This is a genomic window from Wolbachia pipientis, assembly GCF_023661085.1.
In the GTDB taxonomy this organism is placed as follows: Bacteria; Pseudomonadota; Alphaproteobacteria; order Rickettsiales; family Anaplasmataceae; genus Wolbachia.
This window is the reverse complement of the sequence record NZ_JAHDJT010000001.1, coordinates 1-20,116: the sequence shown is the minus strand read 5'-3', so window position 1 is coordinate 20,116 and position 20,116 is coordinate 1. Positions and strand designations below refer to the sequence as shown.

General features: G+C 36.9%; 14 protein-coding genes. 5 read left to right on the top strand and 9 right to left on the bottom strand.

What is annotated here, in order from left to right; all coding sequences use genetic code 11:
• Together DM84_RS00070 and DM84_RS00065 are read left to right on the top strand one after the other, a co-directional pair.
• Window positions 1-697: ankyrin repeat domain-containing protein (locus tag DM84_RS00070; RefSeq protein WP_250777318.1), on the top strand; the 697-nt coding region annotated here is incomplete at its 5' end.
• A gap of 76 nt (window positions 698-773) precedes the next feature.
• Window positions 774-3,428, top strand: a complete 2,655-nt coding sequence (locus DM84_RS00065) for a 2-oxoglutarate dehydrogenase E1 component (RefSeq protein ID WP_250777317.1) — start codon at window positions 774-776, stop codon at window positions 3,426-3,428.
• Here DM84_RS00065 and DM84_RS00060 read toward each other — a convergent pair.
• A complete protein-coding gene (locus DM84_RS00060; protein WP_250777316.1) occupies window positions 3,421-4,020 on the bottom strand; it encodes a TIGR02217 family protein in 600 nt (199 codons plus the stop codon). The genes DM84_RS00065 and DM84_RS00060 overlap by 8 nt on opposite strands.
• A gap of 211 nt (window positions 4,021-4,231) precedes the next feature.
• Window positions 4,232-4,990 carry a DsbA family protein gene (locus tag DM84_RS00055; RefSeq protein ID WP_250777315.1) on the bottom strand — a complete coding sequence of 253 codons (759 nt, stop codon included), beginning with the start codon at window positions 4,988-4,990 and terminating at the stop codon, window positions 4,232-4,234.
• Window positions 4,991-5,259: 269 nt separating this feature from the next.
• On the opposite strand from DM84_RS00055, the gene DM84_RS00050 reads away from it, so the two are divergent.
• The 3 genes from DM84_RS00050 to DM84_RS00040 all read left to right on the top strand — a co-directional run bounded on the left by DM84_RS00050 (window position 5,260) and on the right by DM84_RS00040 (window position 8,231).
• Window positions 5,260-5,667, top strand: a complete 408-nt coding sequence (locus DM84_RS00050; RefSeq protein WP_250777314.1) for an ATP-binding protein — start codon at window positions 5,260-5,262, stop codon at window positions 5,665-5,667.
• 83 nt (window positions 5,668-5,750) lie between these two features.
• A complete protein-coding gene (locus DM84_RS00045) occupies window positions 5,751-6,749 on the top strand; it encodes an AAA family ATPase (protein ID WP_250777313.1) in 999 nt (332 codons plus the stop codon).
• 3 nt (window positions 6,750-6,752) lie between these two features.
• The gene (locus tag DM84_RS00040; protein WP_250777312.1) at window positions 6,753-8,231 is read left to right on the top strand and encodes a UbiD family decarboxylase; all 1,479 of its coding nucleotides are present in this window, start codon (window positions 6,753-6,755) and stop codon (window positions 8,229-8,231) included.
• Window positions 8,232-8,379: 148 nt separating this feature from the next.
• Here the strand turns inward: DM84_RS00040 and DM84_RS00035 are convergent, their stop codons facing one another.
• The 7 genes from DM84_RS00035 to secE all read right to left on the bottom strand — a co-directional run.
• Window positions 8,380-16,908 (bottom strand): DNA-directed RNA polymerase subunit beta/beta', encoded by an 8,529-nt coding sequence (locus tag DM84_RS00035; RefSeq protein ID WP_250777310.1) that lies wholly within the window; start codon window positions 16,906-16,908, stop codon window positions 8,380-8,382.
• Window positions 16,909-16,974: 66 nt separating this feature from the next.
• Window positions 16,975-17,376, bottom strand: a complete 402-nt coding sequence (gene rplL / locus DM84_RS00030) for a 50S ribosomal protein L7/L12 (protein WP_250777309.1) — start codon at window positions 17,374-17,376, stop codon at window positions 16,975-16,977.
• A gap of 25 nt (window positions 17,377-17,401) precedes the next feature.
• Window positions 17,402-17,920: a 50S ribosomal protein L10 gene (rplJ, locus tag DM84_RS00025; protein ID WP_250777308.1), complete on the bottom strand. Its 519-nt coding sequence runs from the start codon at window positions 17,918-17,920 to the stop codon at window positions 17,402-17,404.
• Window positions 17,921-17,932: 12 nt separating this feature from the next.
• A complete protein-coding gene (rplA, locus tag DM84_RS00020) occupies window positions 17,933-18,586 on the bottom strand; it encodes a 50S ribosomal protein L1 (RefSeq protein WP_250777307.1) in 654 nt (217 codons plus the stop codon).
• Window positions 18,587-18,590: 4 nt separating this feature from the next.
• Entirely contained in the window at window positions 18,591-19,031 is a 441-nt protein-coding gene (locus DM84_RS00015) for a 50S ribosomal protein L11 (protein ID WP_250777306.1), read from the bottom strand.
• A 2-nt stretch (window positions 19,032-19,033) separates the two neighbouring features.
• Complete coding sequence (nusG, locus tag DM84_RS00010) at window positions 19,034-19,870, bottom strand: transcription termination/antitermination protein NusG (RefSeq protein WP_349305088.1); 837 nt, start codon at window positions 19,868-19,870, stop codon at window positions 19,034-19,036.
• A partial coding sequence (gene secE / locus DM84_RS00005; protein WP_250777304.1) for a preprotein translocase subunit SecE occupies window positions 19,854-20,116 on the bottom strand: 263 nt, incomplete at its 5' end. The genes nusG and secE, both read right to left, overlap by 17 nt.

The window sequence follows — 20,116 nt, the reverse complement described above, 5'->3', positions numbered from 1 at the left end:
AGAGATACTCTGGAAAAATGGTGCAGATCCTAATGTACAAGATAAACATGGCAAATTTCTCTTACATAAAGCGTTCTTGGGGAAGCGTGATGATATTGCAAAACAGCTTCTGGAACATGGCGCTAATCCTAATATAAAAGATCAAGAAGGCAAGTCGTTACTCTGCTGTGTTATTGATAGCCATGGCGATATTGATCGTTATAAAGCTGTAGAATTACTCTTAGATAAGGATGTTAACCCTAATGTGCAGGATAATCAAGATAGAACACCGTTGCACTACTTATGTAGCAAATATTATGAAGCTGGTAGTGTTGAAATCGCAAAATTGCTCTTAAGAAGAGGTGCTGATCCAGATTCAAAGGATAAGAGTGGCAAAAAACCAATAGACCTTGTTAATCCTGACAGTGGTATTGGAAAACTATTTGGCGCTATTAATTATAAAAAAGCATTCCGGTTTGAATGTGCTACATTATTAACTACAGTAAGTAGCATTGCCTTGATTTCTGGGGTTGCAAACGCGTATATAGGTAAAGTTTGGTGTTCTACTCTTGCAGTAGGTACGGCTGCTGTTGCATTACATTGTGCGTACCACGCAATAAAAATTATGCTCTTTTCAGAACCCTCAACTGAATTTACCGAAGCTAGGGCGGAGTTTCTTGATAGTCAGAAATCACCCAATCCGGCAGGTGGAGCTTAATAATTAGAGACTAAAGGAGTTCTTTTTTAAAAAACTTAAGGTATAATATAGGCATTTGATATCTTTTATAGTGATTATGCCGAGTTTAAGCTACCTTTATGGTGACAATGCAGAGTTTGTGGAGGAAATGTATAGCCGTTACTTGCAAGGCGATAAATCAATCGGGGAGGATTGGTATAGAATTTTTTCAAGCAATTTAGAGGCGAGTCAGGCAAAGCCCTGCAGTGTGCAGCATGCAGTCAAGGCGGACAATTCAGCTTCTGATCTGGCAAATTTTTTCAGATCTTACGGTCATTTTTTTGCAAATCTTAATCCTTTATCACCAAATGTAAATAAAGAAATGGATTATCAGAAATATTCAAACCTCTCTCCAACGCATGACGCTGGAATTTATAGAGATATTTACTGCAAGAATATCGGTTTTGAATTTATGCATATTTCCTCTTATGAGGAAAGAGTGTGGCTGCAGGAGAAAATTGAAAACCAGACCTATACTCTAAGCTCTCAGGACAAAAAAGAGATACTTAGGCACTTGATCGAATCTGAGATGTTCGAACAGTTTCTCCATATGAAATTTCCTGGATATAAGCGTTTCTCTATCGAAGGTGGAGAGTCAACTATTGTTGCAATTGAGAGGATCATCAGTGATTCTGCAGCTTTTGGTATTGAAGAGGTAGTTCTCGGTATGGCTCACCGCGGACGACTCAGTGTTCTGACCAAAGTTATGGGGAAAGAATATGCGGCAATGCTATCCGAATTTCAAGGCAACCTTGCGTACCCAAGTGGTCTTGAGGTGTCTGGCGACGTTAAATATCATCTCGGTTACTCCTCTGATCGCACACTTACTGGCAGTAAAAAAATACATTTGAGTTTATGCCCTAATCCATCCCACCTTGAAGCGGTAAACCCGGTTTTGGTTGGAAGAATAAGAGCAAAGCAGAATATGAGATCTGTGCTTGGAATATCAATTCATGGTGATGCAGCTTTCATCGGTCAAGGGGTGGTTGCTGAAACTCTGACCTTGAGCAATATTGAGGGTTATAAAGTGGGTGGCATTGTACACATTGTCATTAATAACCAAATTGGTTTTACTGCGAGCCCATGCTGCGCGCGGTCATCTTTTTATTGCACTGATGTAACTAAATCTATAGAAGCTCCAGTATTTCATGTTAATGGGGATAATCCAGAAGCAGTAAGTTTTATCGCAAGTTTGGCGATGGAATATAGGCAGAAATTTAAAAAGGACGTGGTGATTGACATAATATGTTACCGCAAACATGGCCATAATGAAGGCGATGAGCCAAATTTCACTCAGCCACTCATGTATAAGGCAATATCAAAGCATAAAACTCCAGGGAAACTGTATGAAGAGAAGCTGACTGCAGAGCAAGTGCTAAGTAGTGATGAAGTGAGCAAATTACGCAGCGAATTTAGGGCAAAGTTGGATAAAAGCCTTGTTGAATCAGCGGCTTACACTCCAAAAAAAGCTGACTGGTTCGGTGGTGTGTGGTCAAAGCTGAGAAGAGCAAAGTTGAACGATTTGAGTGAGTACTATACGGATTCTGGTGTTTCGCTAGATGAGCTGAAAAAACTGGGTGTACACATAAACAGTAATATCCCAAGCAGTTTTAATATCAACAATAAGGTTAGAAAAATACTTGATGGAAGAATAGATAGTATAAATTCCGGTCATGATATAGATTGGGCAACGGCTGAAAGTCTTGCGTTTGCATCGCTGCTTACAGAAGGAATAGGGGTACGTTTATCAGGACAAGATTCTGGCCGTGGGACTTTCTCGCACCGTCATTCAAGGCTTGTTGATCAAGTGACGGAAGAAGCGTTTATTCCACTGAGTAATATAAATGAGAAGCAAGCTCACTTTGAGGTCATAGACAGCGCTCTATCTGAGTATGCTGTAATGGGCTTTGAATATGGGTATAGTCTTGACTCTCCGTATTCACTGGTGCTCTGGGAAGGGCAATTTGGTGATTTTGCAAATGGCGCGCAAATTATAATCGATCAATTTATTGCATCGGCAGAAACAAAGTGGTTGCGATCGAGCGGTCTAGTTTTATTGCTGCCTCATGGTTATGAAGGACAAGGACCTGAGCATAGCTCCGCGCGTATAGAGAGATTTTTGCAACTCTGCGCAGAAGATAATATGCAAGTAGTTAATTGTTCTACTCCAGCAAATTACTTTCATGTCTTGCGCCGGCAAATTCATCGGGACTTTCGTAAACCTTTGGTGGTGTTTACACCTAAATCACTACTGCGTCACAAAAGAGCAGTTTCTAACTTGTCTGACTTTGAAGGAAAATTTCTCACGGTAATTCCAGAATATAGAACAGGCTTAGTTTCAGATGACAAAATACGCAAAGCCATAATATGCAGTGGTAAAGTTTATTACGATATAATTGAAGCACGTGAAAGACAAAAAATAAACGATATAGCAGTAATACGTTTGGAGCAGTTCTATCCATTTCCTGCAGATAAATTAAGTAATGAACTTGAGAAGTACAAAAACGCTGAGATTGTATGGTGTCAAGAAGAACCAAAAAATATGGGAGGATGGTTTTTTGTCAACCCATTGATAGAAGAAGTGTTATCCAATCTCAATATTCAAGCAAAAAGACCTAAATGCATTGCAAGGCCTGCTGCTGCGTCTCCTGCATGTGGATATGCTAGTGTTCACACCCAGCAGCAAGAGGAAATTTTGAGGCAGGTTAACTAAGCTTCACCTCCACTAGTGGAATGTTGCTCCAACTGCTGCTACCGTAGTTATCAATAGAAGCGCTCAGGTAATCTGTATCAAAACGCACGGGCACATCAAATTCAAAACTTGCAGTGATTACTGCACCTTTTGCTGATGGTCTGGTAAACATAATTTCTCCAGTTGAGTAATTCACTGAATATTTTTCTGCCTCTACACCATCTAGGTAATTTTTTATTGTGTCGTGTACTGGCTTTTTAATCATTCGTATATGCTTGTCTTTTCCGCTAACATAGGTTTTGATCAGTTGAAAAGTCGTTTTTTTGTTGTCCCCTATTCCAATCTCTTGATTGGTGGCTGTAAAGTCTGACCAATCTTTAAAACGAAATCCTATTGCCCTACCTTTTCGTGCATTAAAAAATGTTATGAGTTCTGTTAGCTGCTCATTTGATCTGACCCCATAAGCTATGTTGTACCTAGCACGAGCATGAGACCAGTTGATATTGCGCTGTTCACAACCATCATGGATTGTTACGACATCAGTGGAAAATTCCGGTCCTCCAGTGGAACCGCAGGATATATTTTCTGGAAATCTCATCTCTGTAAATGACATATGTCCTCCTGAAAAATAAGATTGAAATAATGTGGCTGAAGAAGGTTTGGGAAGTGTTTCACATAGTAAACGATATCATGAAAGCGGTTGAAACTTTATACCGCTAAGATAACATTTTAAACTGCTGCTATATTTACCACACCTATAGTTACTATACTTAAGTTCACTTGTACTGTCAAGCAAAAAAATAAAATTTTATGACAAACTGAAACTAGCTTTGTTTATGGCTTAATTCATCTACTTTCTCACGTAACACATCCAAGTCAGTTGCTCCTACAAACAGACTATCCCTAATTATTAAAAAAGGTGTACCGCCTACTCCTAGATTCCTTACTAAAAGTCTGCTGTTGTTTATCATCTGTTCAATTTTGTCTGCATTGTTTTTCATAGAATCATTGAAGTCGTTCTCATTGATTCCTATGCTTTTCAATATACCCAATATATTTTCGTCTGAAAATTCTCCTCTGTGGTCTAAGGCAGCATAGTGAAAATCAAAATATTTTCCTTTATCAATAAAATAGACAGCTAAAGCACTTTTTGCTGCCTTTAAAGAATCGTTACCAAGTATTGGAGTGTCCCTAAAAATGTACTTAACTTTGCCGTCATTGATCAACTGTTTTACATCGTCCTTTATGGCTTTGCAATAGCCACAAGAATAGTCAAAAAACCCTACAGCTATAACATTGCTATTTTCATTTCCTGAGTAAGGATAAGTGGGGTCAAATATTTCATTTTTATACTGTAAGATTTTACCTCTAGCCGCGTTATCCCGAGCAGCGTAACTACTTTTAATTGATTCTTCCCGGAGCGTTTTTATAATCTTATCAAAATTTCTACTTATATAGTTATCTAATCTCTCGCCTATATACTTATCGTTTAGCACTTGGCTGCGATTTGAGAGCCAATTATTTATTATTGGCAAACTTGCTATTACTATTATTAAAATTAATAAAAACGATATTCTAGACATACGCTCATGGACCTGCAATATAAAATTTTTAGTATACAAGTAAATGTATATTAAAGAAAGCATCTAATGTTAAGTATAGCCAACTTTGCCGCAAGTGCAAACTTTACGCAAAGAAACTCAGGCACAAAACTCATCAGAAGATTTTATAATGCAAGTAGCCAAAGCACGCCAGGACAGCTAATTATAAGATACTCTATCCTTTACCGCCACGTATAGCAACCGTAAACGCGGCGGTAAAAAAGTTGATCATCTTATAACCGCCGTGTATAATGCTAGCAAACGCGGCGGTAAATTATATGAGCGAACCAATAATTGGTAGAGAAAAGGAAACAGCCATTCTAGAAAGTAAGCTTCTTTCCCAATCAGCTGAATTTATTGCTGTTTATGGTCGGCGTCGTGTGGGCAAGACGTACCTAATAAAACAATTTTTCAGCAAACATGCCGATATTTTATTTGAACAGACTGGTCTTAATAATGGTACTTTGCAGGAGCAGCTTGCAATTTTTACACAATCATTATCAAATACTTTTTACAAAGGTGCAAGAATGGCTTTGCCTAAAAATTGGATGGATGCATTACAGCAGTTAACACTTGCTATTGATAACACACATAAGAACGAATTGTCTTATTTTTTGATGAACTGCCATGGCTCGCGGCAAGAAAATCTGGTTTTCTGAAAGCATTAGAATATTTTTGGAACACACGCTGGACATACCGCAAGAAACTTATTTTGGTTGTGTGTGGTTCAGCAGCTTCTTGGATGTTGGAAAATTTAATTTATAGTAAAGGGGGATTGCATAATCGTATTACTGCGAGAATACCTTTGCAGCCTTTTAACTTACGTGAAACTAAAGAATATCTAAGATATTTAGGAGTCAACCTTAATCACCAGCAAATATTGCAGCTCTATATGGCTATGGGAAGAATACCGCATTACCTTAAGGAAGTAAGTAAAGGATTATCGGCAGCACAAAATATTAATGTGATCTGTTTCCAGGAGGATGGTTTATTATTTGATGAATTTGATATGCTATTCCATTCTCTGTATGAAGAGCCAGAAACGTATCTCAGCATTATTCGCGCAATTGCAAAAAAGCCAAAAGGGATCAGTAGGAAAGAACTTATAAAAGTAACTAAAATCGCTGAGGGTGGTCGCTTAACTACTAAATTAAGGAGCTTAGAAGAAGCTGGATTTATTGGTGATTTTTTACCACTGAGTAAAGCAAAAAGAGGAGTATATTACAGAATAATTGACGAATATATATTATTCTATCTAACATGGATTGAACCGTTTAGAGAAGTAACAAAAAGGGTAATAATAAGCGATGCCCACTATTGGGAGTTAGCAATAAAGAAACCAGCTTGGCAAACATGGACAGGACAAACATTTGAAGCAGTGTGTTTTAAACATGCCAATAAAATTAGAAGAAAATTAAATATAGAGCATATAGCAGTCATATGTGGAGATTGGCAATATCACCCAGAGAAGAACAGTAAAGAATCTGGTGCTCAGATTGACTTAGTTTTCGATCGAGAAGATGGGTGTGCAATGCTTTGTGAAATAAAGTATAGTGATAAACCTTATACAGTAACGAAGGAATTTGTTGAACAATTAAAGAAAAAAGAAACAGTTTATAGAGAAAAAATGAAATCAAAGAAGCAGATATTCTGGGTATTGATTGCTGCAAATGGAGTTTCTGAAAACCAACATCTAAAAGATACGATACATCATGTGATTACATTAGAAGATTTGTTTTGAGTTATGTATAACAACTTACGCAACTTCATCTCTGCTTTAGAAGAAAAAAAGGATCTAATTAGGGTTAAAAAGGAAGTTTCAACAGTTCTCGAAATGACAGAAATTCACCGTAGAGTTCTGTCAAGCAAAGGACCAGCAATCATTTTTGAAAATGTCGTCACAGAGAACGGCAAAAATTTGATTCCAGTTCTAGTGAATTTATTTGGCACTATTGATAGGATAGCTTTAGGACTGGGTATAAACCCTGATGAACTAAGAGATCTTGGTAAACTTCTAGCATTTTTACAGTCCCCTGAACCTCCAAAAAACTTCAAGGATGCTATGAAGATGTTTCCTCTGTTGAAAGTTGTGTTGTCGATGCGCAGTAAAGTCGTGAGCAAAGCTCCATGTCAAGAAGTGGTGCTAACTGGGGATAAAGTAGACCTCAGTTTACTGCCTATTCAAACGTGTTGGCCAAATGAACCTGCACCGCTTATCACCTGGCCGATTGTGGTAACAAAAGGACCCACGAAGGACAAGCAAGATAACTTCAATCTTGGAATATATCGTATGCAAGTCGTGGATAAAAAAACGACTCTAATGCGTTGGCTTGCACATCGTGGAGGGGCAGGTCAGCATAAACGGTGGAAGGAAAAGGGGCAAAGTATGAAGTTTCCTGCTGCTGCTGTAATCGGTAGCGATCCTGCAACACTTATCGCTGCAGTAACTCCAGTGCCAGAAACATTGTCAGAATACCAATTTGCTGGACTGCTGCGCAAGAAGCCGCTTGAACTTGTAAATTGTAAAACTATACCACTTCAAGTGCCAGCTCATGCAGAGATCGTTTTGGAAGGCTATGTGAGTTTGTATAGATATCAAGATGAAGGGCCATACGGAGACCACACTGGTTACTATAATTCTGTTGAACAATTTCCAGAACTTAACATTACTGCAATCACAATGCGTAAAAACCCAATATATCTTAGCACTTTCACTGGCAAGCCACCAGATGAACCATCGATTCTTGGTGAAGCACTCAACGAAATCTTTGTGCCGATTCTTATCAACCAATTTCCAGAGATAGTAGACTTTTATCTGCCACCAGAGGGTTGTTCCTATAGAATAGCAGTAGTGTCGATCAAAAAATCTTATCCCGGACATGCGAAAAGAGTTGTTATGGGCATACTCTCTTTTCTCAAGCAGTTTTTATACACGAAATTTATTATAGTTGTTGATGATGATATAAATATACGTGATTGGAAGGAAGTGATGTGGGCAATATCAACGAGAATGGACCCTATGCGTGATACAATCATGATAGAAAATGCACCAATTGATTATTTAGATTTTGCCTCTCCTGAAAGTGGACTTGGAGGTAAAATGGGATTTGATGCAACAAATAAAATCCCGCCTGAAACCAAACGAGAGTGGGGGAAAAAAATTGAAATGAGCGAAGAAATAGTAAAAAAAGTTACAGAGAAGTGGGGAGAGTATGGATTGTAGTGCTAAAAAGTTAAAAATATTATATACTTAGCTGAACAGCCAATGGCGTTAACTTAAGGGCCTCAATTAGCAAACTCTCTTAAGCGTATACCCATCTTGCACCGGACAGGTACATAGATGGTATAAACGCCACTCTTCGCTAGCTCATTCAATTTGGCTGATCATAATTTGTTGCTACTACACTTTCTTTCTCATCAAAATGTGAATGACAACTATTATTTTCTAACAGCTTTTCGTCATAAGTTTCAATATCAAAATATTTTTCATATTTATCTATATTATTACAAAGTGAAAGTGCTCTAACCTTGCTCATAATCAAACCTGTACCAGCAGGAATTAATCTTCCTACTATGACATTTTCTTTTAGCCCGCTCAAAGAATCTTCCTTTCCACAGAATGCTGCTTCTGTCAGCACTTTCGTTGTCTCTTGGAAGGAGGCAGCAGAAATAAAGGAATTAGTTTCAAGGCTAGCTCTCGTAATTCCCTGCAAGATAGGAAGATAACTAGCAGGTCGCTTGCCAGAATTGTTCATAGCATTATTTTCCCTATCAACTTCCAGTTTATCAATGCTTTCGCCAACTAAGTACATAGTATCGCCAGGATCGGTAATTTCTACTTTTTGCAACATTTGTTTTAATATTACTTCTAAGTGTTTGTTGTCTATACGAACACCCTGCAATCTATAGACTTGCTGTATTTCAGAAATCATATAGTGTGCTAGAGCTTCGAGTCCAAGTACACGTAAAATATCATGAAGGTCAGGATCACCATCCATCAATAGATCACCTTTACGTACAAAATCACCCTCATTGACTATTACGTACTTGCTTCTTGATACCAGATATTCAACTGGAGAAATCTGCTCATCTACAGGTTTAATTAATATACTGCGCTTTCCTCTCCGATCTTTCTCAGAAAATGCTACATAACCATCTATTTCACTAACAATTGCATGCTCTCTAGGACGACGTGCTTCAAACAATTCTATGACTCTCGGTAAGCCACCAGTAATATCACGGGTTTTGACTGATTCTCTTGGCGTTCTTGTAATAATGTCACCTGCATGAACCTTCTGGCCATCTTGTACATTTAGTACTGCACCAATTGGTATAAAATAGCATGCTTCAACGCCACTTGCGAGTGTCATTACTTCACCGTTATCGTCAAGCAACACTATACGAGGACGCAAATTAGCTCCACCAGAATGCAATTTCCAATCCTTTACTACTTTACTTGATATTCCGGTAGATTCATCCATAACCTCAGTGATTGACACTCCATCTTTTAAGTTGCGATAAGATACTGTACCAGTCTTTTCCGTGATAATAGGTAATGTATAAGGATCCCATTCTGCAACTCTGTCACCAATTTTTACTGACTGACCTTCATCCACATAAAGCTTGGCACCATAAGGTACACTATGTCTCAATTTTTCACTACCGAGACTATCAATTAATATAACTTCACAAGAACGACTTATTACAATTTTATCTCCATTTTTGTCTATAATTATATTACTGTTGTTCAATTTTATTTTAGCATTAATAGAAGCTATAATATTTGAAGATTCAACGCCCCTAGTCATTACTCCACCTATGTGGAAAGTACGCATCGTTAACTGAGTACCTGGCTCTCCAACGGATTGAGCGGCTATCACACCAACTGCCTCACCTATCGAAACAATTCTACCAGTTGCAAGGTCTCTTCCATAACACAGAGCACATACACCTGGGCCTAGTTCACAGGTTAAAGGTGACCTAATTTTCACAGCGTCAAGACCTGCAATGTTAATTTGCTTTACCTTACTTTCATCAATCAATTCTCCTGCTTTCACTAATAATTCTTTTGTCACTGGATTATATATATCATTTGCAGCTGTTCTGCCCAGCACAACGCTCTCTAAAGATGCAACTATGGTACCTCCTTCAACCGTGGCTCTTACAACGAGACCATTTTTGGTTTTACAGTCATGTTTTGTAACTATGCAGTTTTGAGACACATCAACCAAGCGACGAGTTAAGTACCCAGAGTTTGCAGTTTTAAGCGCAGTATCAGCAAGACCCTTACGTGCACCATGAGTAGAATTGAAGTACTCAAATACGTTTAACCCTTCACGGAAGTTAGAGATTATAGGTGTTTCTATAATCTCACCAGAAGGCTTAGTCATAAGTCCTCGCATTCCAGCTAGCTGTTTCATCTGTGAAGTAGAACCCCTTGCACCAGAGTTAACCATCATATATACTGAATTGTATTTACTATTTCTATCGTATATAGATATTGCCTTTAACATATCATTGGCTATCATATCCGTACACTTAGACCATTCATCTATAACCTTGTTATACCTTTCACTTCTGGTGATTAACCCGTCTTGATATTGTATAGAAAACTTTTTAATTTCATTCCTAGCATGATCAACATGTGTGGCTTTAGTTTTAGGTATAACCAGATCACAACGACTAAAAGAAGTACCAGAAAATGTAGCATACTCAAAGCCAAGTACCATTAGTTTATCAGAAAATTCTACTGTAGCGCTTTGACCGCAGTGACGATATACTAAATCAACTATATTGGTTACTTCCTTAACTGTTAAGACCTGATTTACAAGATCAAAGCTCAAATTCTCATGTTTAGGAAAGATCTGCCATAATATTAGGCGACCAGGAGTTGTACGAACAGTTTTATAGCAAATTTCGCCGTCACTATTCGTATATTCCATCCTATGCTTTATACTAGAATGAATATGCAAAGTACCGTTACTCAGAGAGTGTTCAATTTCACCAAAAGTACTCGAGAATGGTATGTCATCATCTTCCTCGTCGGTTTGTTCTTGCAAAGTTAAGTAGTGTATACCAAGTATTATATCTTTACTAGGAACTATAATTGGTCTGCCATTAGAAGGGCTTAAAACATTATTAGTTGACATCATCAATACTCTAGCTTCAAGCTGAGCTTCTAATGAAATCGGCACGTGCACTGCCATTTGATCACCGTCAAAGTCAGCATTAAACGCTGTACAGACAAGCGGATGCAGTTGTATTGCTTTGCCTTCAATAAGGATTGGTTCAAAAGCCTGTATACCAAGCCTATGTAGAGTAGGTGCTCTATTTAACAACACAGGGTGTTCTTTTATTACCTCCTCAAGCATGTCCCAAACTTCTGGCTTCTCTGCTCTTATTAGCTTACTAGCAAACTTAATAGTTGGAGCCATACCATACATCTTGAGTTTTGAGTAGACAAAAGGCTTGAATAATTCGAGAGCCATTCTCTTTGGCAATCCACACTGATTTAACTTTAAAGTTGGACCAACAACTATTACAGAACGTCCAGAATAGTCCACTCTTTTTCCTAACAGATTCTGACGGAAACGACCTTGTTTTCCTTTTAACATATCGCTAATAGATTTTTTATATCCAACAGCACCAGCTTTACTCGCCAGAGTATTACGACGGCTGTTGTCAAAAAGAGAATCAACTGCTTCTTGTAACATTCTCTTTTCGTTACGAATCATAATTTCAGGAGGATTTAAACTTAATAGCTTTCTCAACCTGTTATTTCTATTAATAATAGTCCTATAATGATGATTCAGATCAGAAACTGCAGGACGACCACTTTCAAGCGACACTAAAGGACGCAAATCAGGTGGCAAAATAGGTATAGTCGTAAGTATCATCCACTCAGGTCTGTTTCCTGATTTGATAAAGTTTTCAATAATACGTAATCTCTTTATAATTTTCTTTCTTCTTATTTCGGAAGTAACAGATTCTAACTCCAATCTTAGATTCTTTCTAATTTCGTGTAAATCAAGACGAGTTAGCAACTCTCTTATAGCTTCAACACCTTGCATAGCCACAAAACTATCAGTTCCATAACTATCTTTAGCTTCATTGTAGGCTTTTTCACTAATAATCTCACCTTTTTCAAAAGGAGAAACAAGAGGATCTATTACAATGTAATTATCGCTATATAAAATGTTCTCAATATCTCTTAGAGACATGTCTAGTAATGCTCCAATCCTCGAAGGAAGCGATTTCAAAAACCATATATGAGCAACAGGAGATGCAAGCTCTATATGGCCCATTCTTTCTCTTCTTACTTTAGAAGATGTAACCTCTACCCCGCACTTTTCACATATACGACCTCTATGCCTTCTTTTTTTGTATTTTCCACATAAACATTCGTCGTCATTGACAGGACCGAAAACCTTAGGACAGAACAATCCACCTTTTTCAACTTTAAATGTACGATAGTTTGCAGTTGAGACGTCTTTTATCTCACCATAGGACATAGATTTAATACTTTCAGGACTAGCAATGGATATACTAATCTTATCAAAAGACTGTGCAATATTAGTATGAGATATGTCTTCAATAACTACCTCATTTTGCTTTAAAGCTACATTTAGACATAAAGAGCGTAATTCTTTTATCATCACATTAAAAGATTCAGGGGTCCCACACTCAAAATTACTGTCACCTTTTATTATTGATTCATAAATCTTAATCCTACCATTAATGTCATCAGACTTCACGGTTAACATTTCCTGTAAAGTATAGGCAGCACCATAGGCTTGCAATGCCCAACATTCCATTTCACCAAAACGCTGACCACCAAAATGGGATTTTCCTCCAAGAGGTTGCTGAGTAACCAAGCTATAAGGCCCTACTGAACGTGCGTGAATTTTATCATCAACTAGGTGGTGCAACTTAAGCATGTACATATAACCAACCGTAACCTTACGATCGAATTTTTCACCAGTGCAACCATCATACAATATAGTTTGCCCAGAGTTATCCAAACCAGCGAGTTCAAATAATTTTGTTATTTTTTCATCTTTTGGACCTTCAAATACAGGCGCAGCAACAGGAACACCATCACGTAATTTATTTGCAAACTCGATCAAGCTACTATCGTCAATCTCACGAATACCATTACAGATAGATACATCACTGCCACAACTATATACCTCAATAAGGAAGTTACGTAAGTTGTCGTGTGCGCTTTTACAAGAGTTTAAATAATTTTCCACTAATGTGCTTAGCTCGTCATTTAGTGCATTTTTATTAGATATATTAAAAATAGAGGCCGCTATTTCTTCATCGCTAACTTCTTCAATTTTTCTGTTATCAAGGTATGCTGCTGCAAATTTTGCAGGGTTATCATTGTCAAGAGACCTAATTTTCTTACAGAAAGTACTTTTAGTTTTGTTGACTTCATCAAGAATTTCACCTACTTTTTCTCCCAATTTTTTGCAAGCCCAACCTACATGAGTTTCTAATATTTGTCCCACATTCATTCTTGATGGCACACCTAGAGGATTAAGAATAATATCAACAGGAGTACCATCTTCTAAATAAGGCATATCCTCCACTGGTACAACTCGAGAAATCACCCCTTTGTTTCCATGTCTACCGGCCATTTTATCTCCTGGCTGCAAACTGTGCTTCACAGCAATGAAAACTTTTACTGACATTGACACACCCTGAGGTAAGTCATAACCCTCATCTAATTTTTCTACTTTTTGTTTAAACTGTGTTATTGCATTTGATACTTTTTCATCAAAGTCTTTTTTTAAGCTCTTAACTTGTTCAGAAATAGACTTGTTTTTTAACCCTATACTCCACCATTGTTCACGTTCAATAGCGTTAAGTTTTTCTTGATCTTGAGAGCCAGAATGCACGAGAAGTTTTTCTAGTTCATCATAGAAATACTCACTAGCTACATCGATTACATAGTCCCGCTCTTTCTCTAGATCATCCATTTCTTTTTGCTTAATAAGCAATGCCCTTTCGTTCTCTTCAACTCCCCTACGTGTAAAGACCCTTACATCAATTACTGTTCCTTCAACATCTGGAGATGTGTACAAAGAGGAATCTGCACAATCGAATGACTTTTCACCAAAAATCGTCATCAACAATTTTGTTTCAGGAGGTAATGAAAGAGAAGGTTTAGGTGTAACTTTACCTACTAAAATATAGCCTGGACCCACTCTTGTACCAATTTTTACTATACCACTATCATCCAAGTGGTATAGATTTTCTTCATTAACACCAGGTATAGCACGAGTTATTTTCTCTGATCCTAAAGGAGTATCATGTACAACACATTCAAATTCTTCTATATGGATAGAAGTAAATAGATCCTTTTTAACAACTTCACTGGAAATAATAATAGAGTCTTCAAAATTATAACCTTGCCAAGACATAAAAGCGACCAGCAAATTTTTACCAAGTGCTAGCTCACCACTATTAATTGCAGGACCATCAGCTATTACATCACCCTCTTTAACATAATCACCAACACGTACTAGTGGCCTTTGATTAATGCAAGTATTATGATTGGAACGCTGAAATTTCTTTAAATGATAAATATCTACACCCAGGTAGTTAACCCTTTTTTCATCAAAGGCGCGTATAACTATGGAATTACTATCAGAGCTATCGACTATGCCATCACGTTTTGCCAAAACTACAGCACCAGAACCAGAAGCAACAAAAGATTCCATACCAGTTGCAACCAAAGGAGCAGTAGGCTTCAATAAAGGTACAGCTTGGCGTTGCATATTTGAACCCATTAATGCTCTGTTGGCATCGTCATTTTCTAAAAATGGAATCAAGGAAGCTGCAACTGATATTACCTGTTTAGGAGATACGTCAATGTAACTCACTTGATCGCTACTTACCATGGCAAAACTACCAGCATACCTACAGTATAGCATATCATCAACAAAACGGTTATTTTCATCGAGCCTTGCACTGGTATCAGCTATATAATACGAACCTTCATCTATTGCAGATAGATACTCAATTTGATCAGTGACAACCCTATTTACTACTTTCCTGTAAGGGCTTTCAATAAAACCATATTTATTAACACGTGCATATATAGCCAAACTGTTGATTAGCCCTATATTTTGCCCTTCAGGGGTTTCAATGGGGCAAATTCTTCCATAATGAGTTGGATGAACATCACGCACTTCAAATCCTGCACGGTCTCTCGTTAAACCGCCAGGACCTAATGCTGATAACCTTCTTTTATGCGTTATTTCAGATAATGGATTAGTCTGATCCATAAACTGGGATAATTGAGAAGAATTAAAGAAATCTCTTAAGACATTAGTTAATACTTTTGGATTAATAAAATCAGATGGAGAAACTTTGTCTAAACTAGAAGTAGACATAGAGTCAATTATTACACGTTCCAATTTTAGTAACCCAGCCCTAAACTGATTCTCTATAAATTCTCCAACTGATCTTACTCTTCTATTTCCCAAGTGATCAATGTCATCCACAGATCCTTGACCGTCACGTAACAATACTATTTTTCTTACAATTTCAACAATATCTTCATGTGTTAAGACGGTTAAATCCTCGTCACAACTTAACCCAAGATAAGAATTCAGTTTCAACCTACCAATATTAGACAGGTCGTAATACTCAGGGTTGAAGAAAAGATTATGAAAAAACTCTTCTACTATTTCCAAAACGGGAACTTCACCAGGACGCAAAACTCTATATATTTCATACAGCGCATCCTGATAAGACATGTTTTCATCTAGAAAAAGTGTATTTAATATATAAGGCCCAACATATAGATTATCAATGTTTAAGACTGATATTTCACCCACAGATAGTAATTCAAGCTTTTTTACATCTTCCACTTTTATAGACTCACCAGCAGATAAAATTTTCGTAGAGCTAACACTATCTACTAAGTCTTCTGCAAGAAATAAACCACATATAGAATCGAAAGGCACTAGATACTCTTTTAATCCATCATAATGTAGCTTTTTAGCTAGCCTTGAGGTAACACGAACATTAGCCTTAAGTAACACATTACCTTCAACGTCCATTAAGTCAAAAGGTAACCTAACTCCCTTAAATTTGTCAGGAATAAAAGGTACTTTCCAGCCATTTTTGTATTTTACATACTTTATCTTTTCATAAAATTTATCGAGTATATCATTATTTGACAGGCCCAACGCTTTTAATAAAACTGAGATTGGTAATTTTCTTTTCCTATCAATACGAAAATACAAATGGTCTTTAACATCAAACTCAATATCAAGCCAAGAACCTCTATAAGGAATAATTCTAGCAGAATAAATTAATTTACCGGAGTTATAAGTTTTTCCCTTATCGCTATCAAAAAATACACCAGGAGACCTATGCATCTGTGAAACGATAACTTTTTCCACCCCATTAATGATGAAAGTGCCTTTATCAGTCATCATCGGCAACTCACAAAAGTGGACTTCCTGCTCTTCTATAAATTTTACAATAGTTGCAAGCTTGGAACGATCCCCACTCTCTTTAATCGATCTATATTCATCAAGAGAAATACCATCTTGTAGAACAACAAGACGTATAGAAGCAATAACTCGAGCAGAAAAAGTTATACCGCGCTTTATACATTCAGACTCATCATACTTAGGATCATCTATTCTGCAGCTTATGAACTCAATAGTAGCCCTGTGCAAAGGATCATCTACTGGAAAGACTGAATGAAAAATAGATTCAAGTCTTTCATTATCATGACTTCCAGGAGTAAATGACTTGTATGACTCTTTTTGAACTTTAACTAAGTCTAATAAAGAATCTTTTAAATCAATTGACCTGGAATAAGAAACCCTAGGAACAAAAGCATCAGAAACACACATATAAGAAGAATCAACCATTAAAACACCCCAAACTAACTAAAAGTGCTGCATCAATATAAAATTAATATATTAAATATAAGCATCTTATTCAAGTTCCACTTGAGTTGCTCCTGCTTCAATGAGTTGTTGCTTTATTTTCTCTGCTTCATCTCTAGGAATATTAGCAGTCAAATCCTTAGGCAAGGATTCAACTAACTCTTTTGCTTCTTTTAAGCCTAATGTAGAATTAACCTTTCTAACCATTCTAATGATTTCCATTTTTTTGCTTGCATCAATTTCTTTAATTACAACTTTACACTCAGTTTTTTCTTGAGAAGCAGAACTAGCAGCATTATCACTAGTAGGTGCACTAGCACCAACAACCCCGCCAACAAAAGAACCAGCGGGTAATCCTATCTTCTCTTCTAGAACTTTTACAAGTTCAGAAGCCTCTAATAGATTCAAAGATAATATTTTATCAACCAAATCGTTTGTTACATTACTCATACCACTACCTTACTTAACAACAAATTTATTTTTTAGAACTATAATAATTTAACACTCTTATAAGCCTCATGGAAGGTGAGTTAATAGATAACGCCAACCGAGCAGGAATATTATAAGATATTAAACGCATAATTTTAACACGCAACTCATCCAGAGAAGGCAACTTAGCTAGTTTATTAACATCCTCTACTGTAAGCAATTGATTTAAGTGAGCTGCGCAAATCACAGACATCTTTTTTTTATTAGCATCAACGAAATCAACTATCAGCTTTGCAGCTTCTATTATACCACTAGAGTATATGATAGCAACAGGACCAGAAAACCTATCTGATAAATAGGGAAATCTATCAGTTCTTTCTAAAGCTAAACGTGCTAGAGTATTTTTAACTACTAGCATCCCGCCTGCTACAGCTTTTAGGCCATTCCTGAGGGCTAATGAGTCACTGGCATTTATAGATTTAAAATTTACCAGTATTAAGAAATCATTATTTACAAACACATTCATTATGTTCTTTATAAAATCATCCTTACTTTCACGCTTCACAGTATTACTCCCTTAAATTATATCTTCCACTTTGTTTATTTTATAAGCTTTGCCCATAGTTGAATTTAAAAAGACACTCTTAAAGTACACTCCTTTAACAGAAACAGGTTTACTATTTTTAATGATTTTAAGAAAGGCTTTCAAATTTTCTAGCAAATCATCAACACCGAACTTGACGTTTCCTAATTTACCATGGATAATACCATTTTTGTCTGTCCTAAATTTTATTTGACCAGACCTAATGGTTTTAACAGCTTCTGCAACTTTAGAAGTTACGGTACCAAATTTAGGATTAGGCATTAACCCCTTGGCACCTAATACTTTTGCAATAGGAGTAATTTTTGCTATAAAATCGGGAGTGGTAACACACCAATCAACATCTAACTTTCTACCCTTTTTTATTTCTTCAACTAAATCCTCCCCTCCTACAATATCAGCACCAGCTTTCTCAGCTTCTGATAAATGCTTATCTTGGGCAAAAACAGCTACTTTAATATCTTTTCCAATACCCTTAGGCAAAACCACTGTACCGCGCACCTGTTCTTCAGATTTACGTGAATCCACACCTAAATTAACTGCAACATCAATTGACTCGTCAAACTGTGCTGAAGCAGACTCAATAATCTTTTCTAAACATTGCTTGGGATTACCGTGATATGTATTCATGCGTCTAACCTTCTATAACTTCTATACCCATAGATTTGGCAGTGCCTATAACCATTTTCACTGCTGAATCCTCATTATCCACTTTCATGTCAACCATTTTACATCTTGCTACCTTAATTATAACAGACATAGGCAATTTTGCCACCAATTCTTTACCCGGATTATTGGAGCTTTTGGTCAATTTAGCTTCCTGCTTAAGCAAATAAGCAACAGGCGGACCACTGACAGTAAAATCGTGAGAGCGATCATCCTTTATAGAGATTCGTACTGTTACCAAATCACCTACCTTATAGTTAGCGTTAGCCGTGCTAGTTGCTTTATTAAAAGCTTCGCAGAACTTAGGAACGGGTATACCACGCGGACCAAGCACCGAAGCAATTTTTGGCCCGGGTACTGCCTTTCCCGCTTCCATTAATAAGTTAATCTTAGCAACCACGACACTCATAATTAATCCTCTATTTTCTCTACTTGAGCTAAATCTAACTCTATTATTGTTGGCTTACCTAGAATTGACACTTCTACATTAATAATTTTTTTCTCATCGTTAATCATATCTACTTTACCAGTAAAATTTTGAAAAAGACCATCGTTAATTTTCACCTTTTCTCCCTTTTCATAACCATGACTTAATTTTTTCGTCTCTTGAGCATTATAAAGTGCATTACACATTGAGCGAATCTCATCATCCAAAATTACCTTGGGAACATTACCATCTTTTAAGAACCCATAAACTTTAAGAGACTTTGGTATATTATTAACAAAGTTTAACACTTCATCGCATAAATTTACATATAAAAAAACATAACCAGGAAAGCATTTCCTTCGTGTAACAGTTTTTTTAGACCTTAATTCTGCCTCACTTGGCTCTTCATATGGGATAAAAACTTCCTTAAAATAATCGCTAACTCCTAATCTCATAGAATTTTCTAACACGTGTTGACACACTTTTTCTTCATAATTGGAAGCAACTCTCAAAATATACCACTTGTATTTGTCGAATTCTCTACGCTTTAAACTCATTTCATCATCTGAAACTACTTCAAAATTACCAGGCTCATCACCGCAGAACCCAGGTGTTTGATTCAGAATATCCTTGCTCTCATCACATAGATGCATATACACATACACTTCACACAACTCCCTTACGTCAGATTTTGAATTACCTGCCGTTTGATAAGGAATAAATACCTCCTTGAAATAAGCAGTGTAGTTCATCAACTCACGTACGTGCCTCTCATGCCCGTAATCAACTTTAATAATGTACCACTTATATTCCATAAACAGTTCCAAATAAAGCTTTAATTGCGTAAAGAGACGTAAAATCTACCAAATGAAAGAAAACTGAAAAGCATAATATAACAACTGCTACAACAAATAAAGACGACAACACTTCTTGCTTCTTCACCCAGGCAATTTTTCGTATTTCCTGCTTGATATCACACAAAAAGACACTTAAACCTTTTAACATTTCTACCACAACATTAATGCAGGAGCGATAGGAATTGAACCTACAACCTCTGGTTTTGGAGA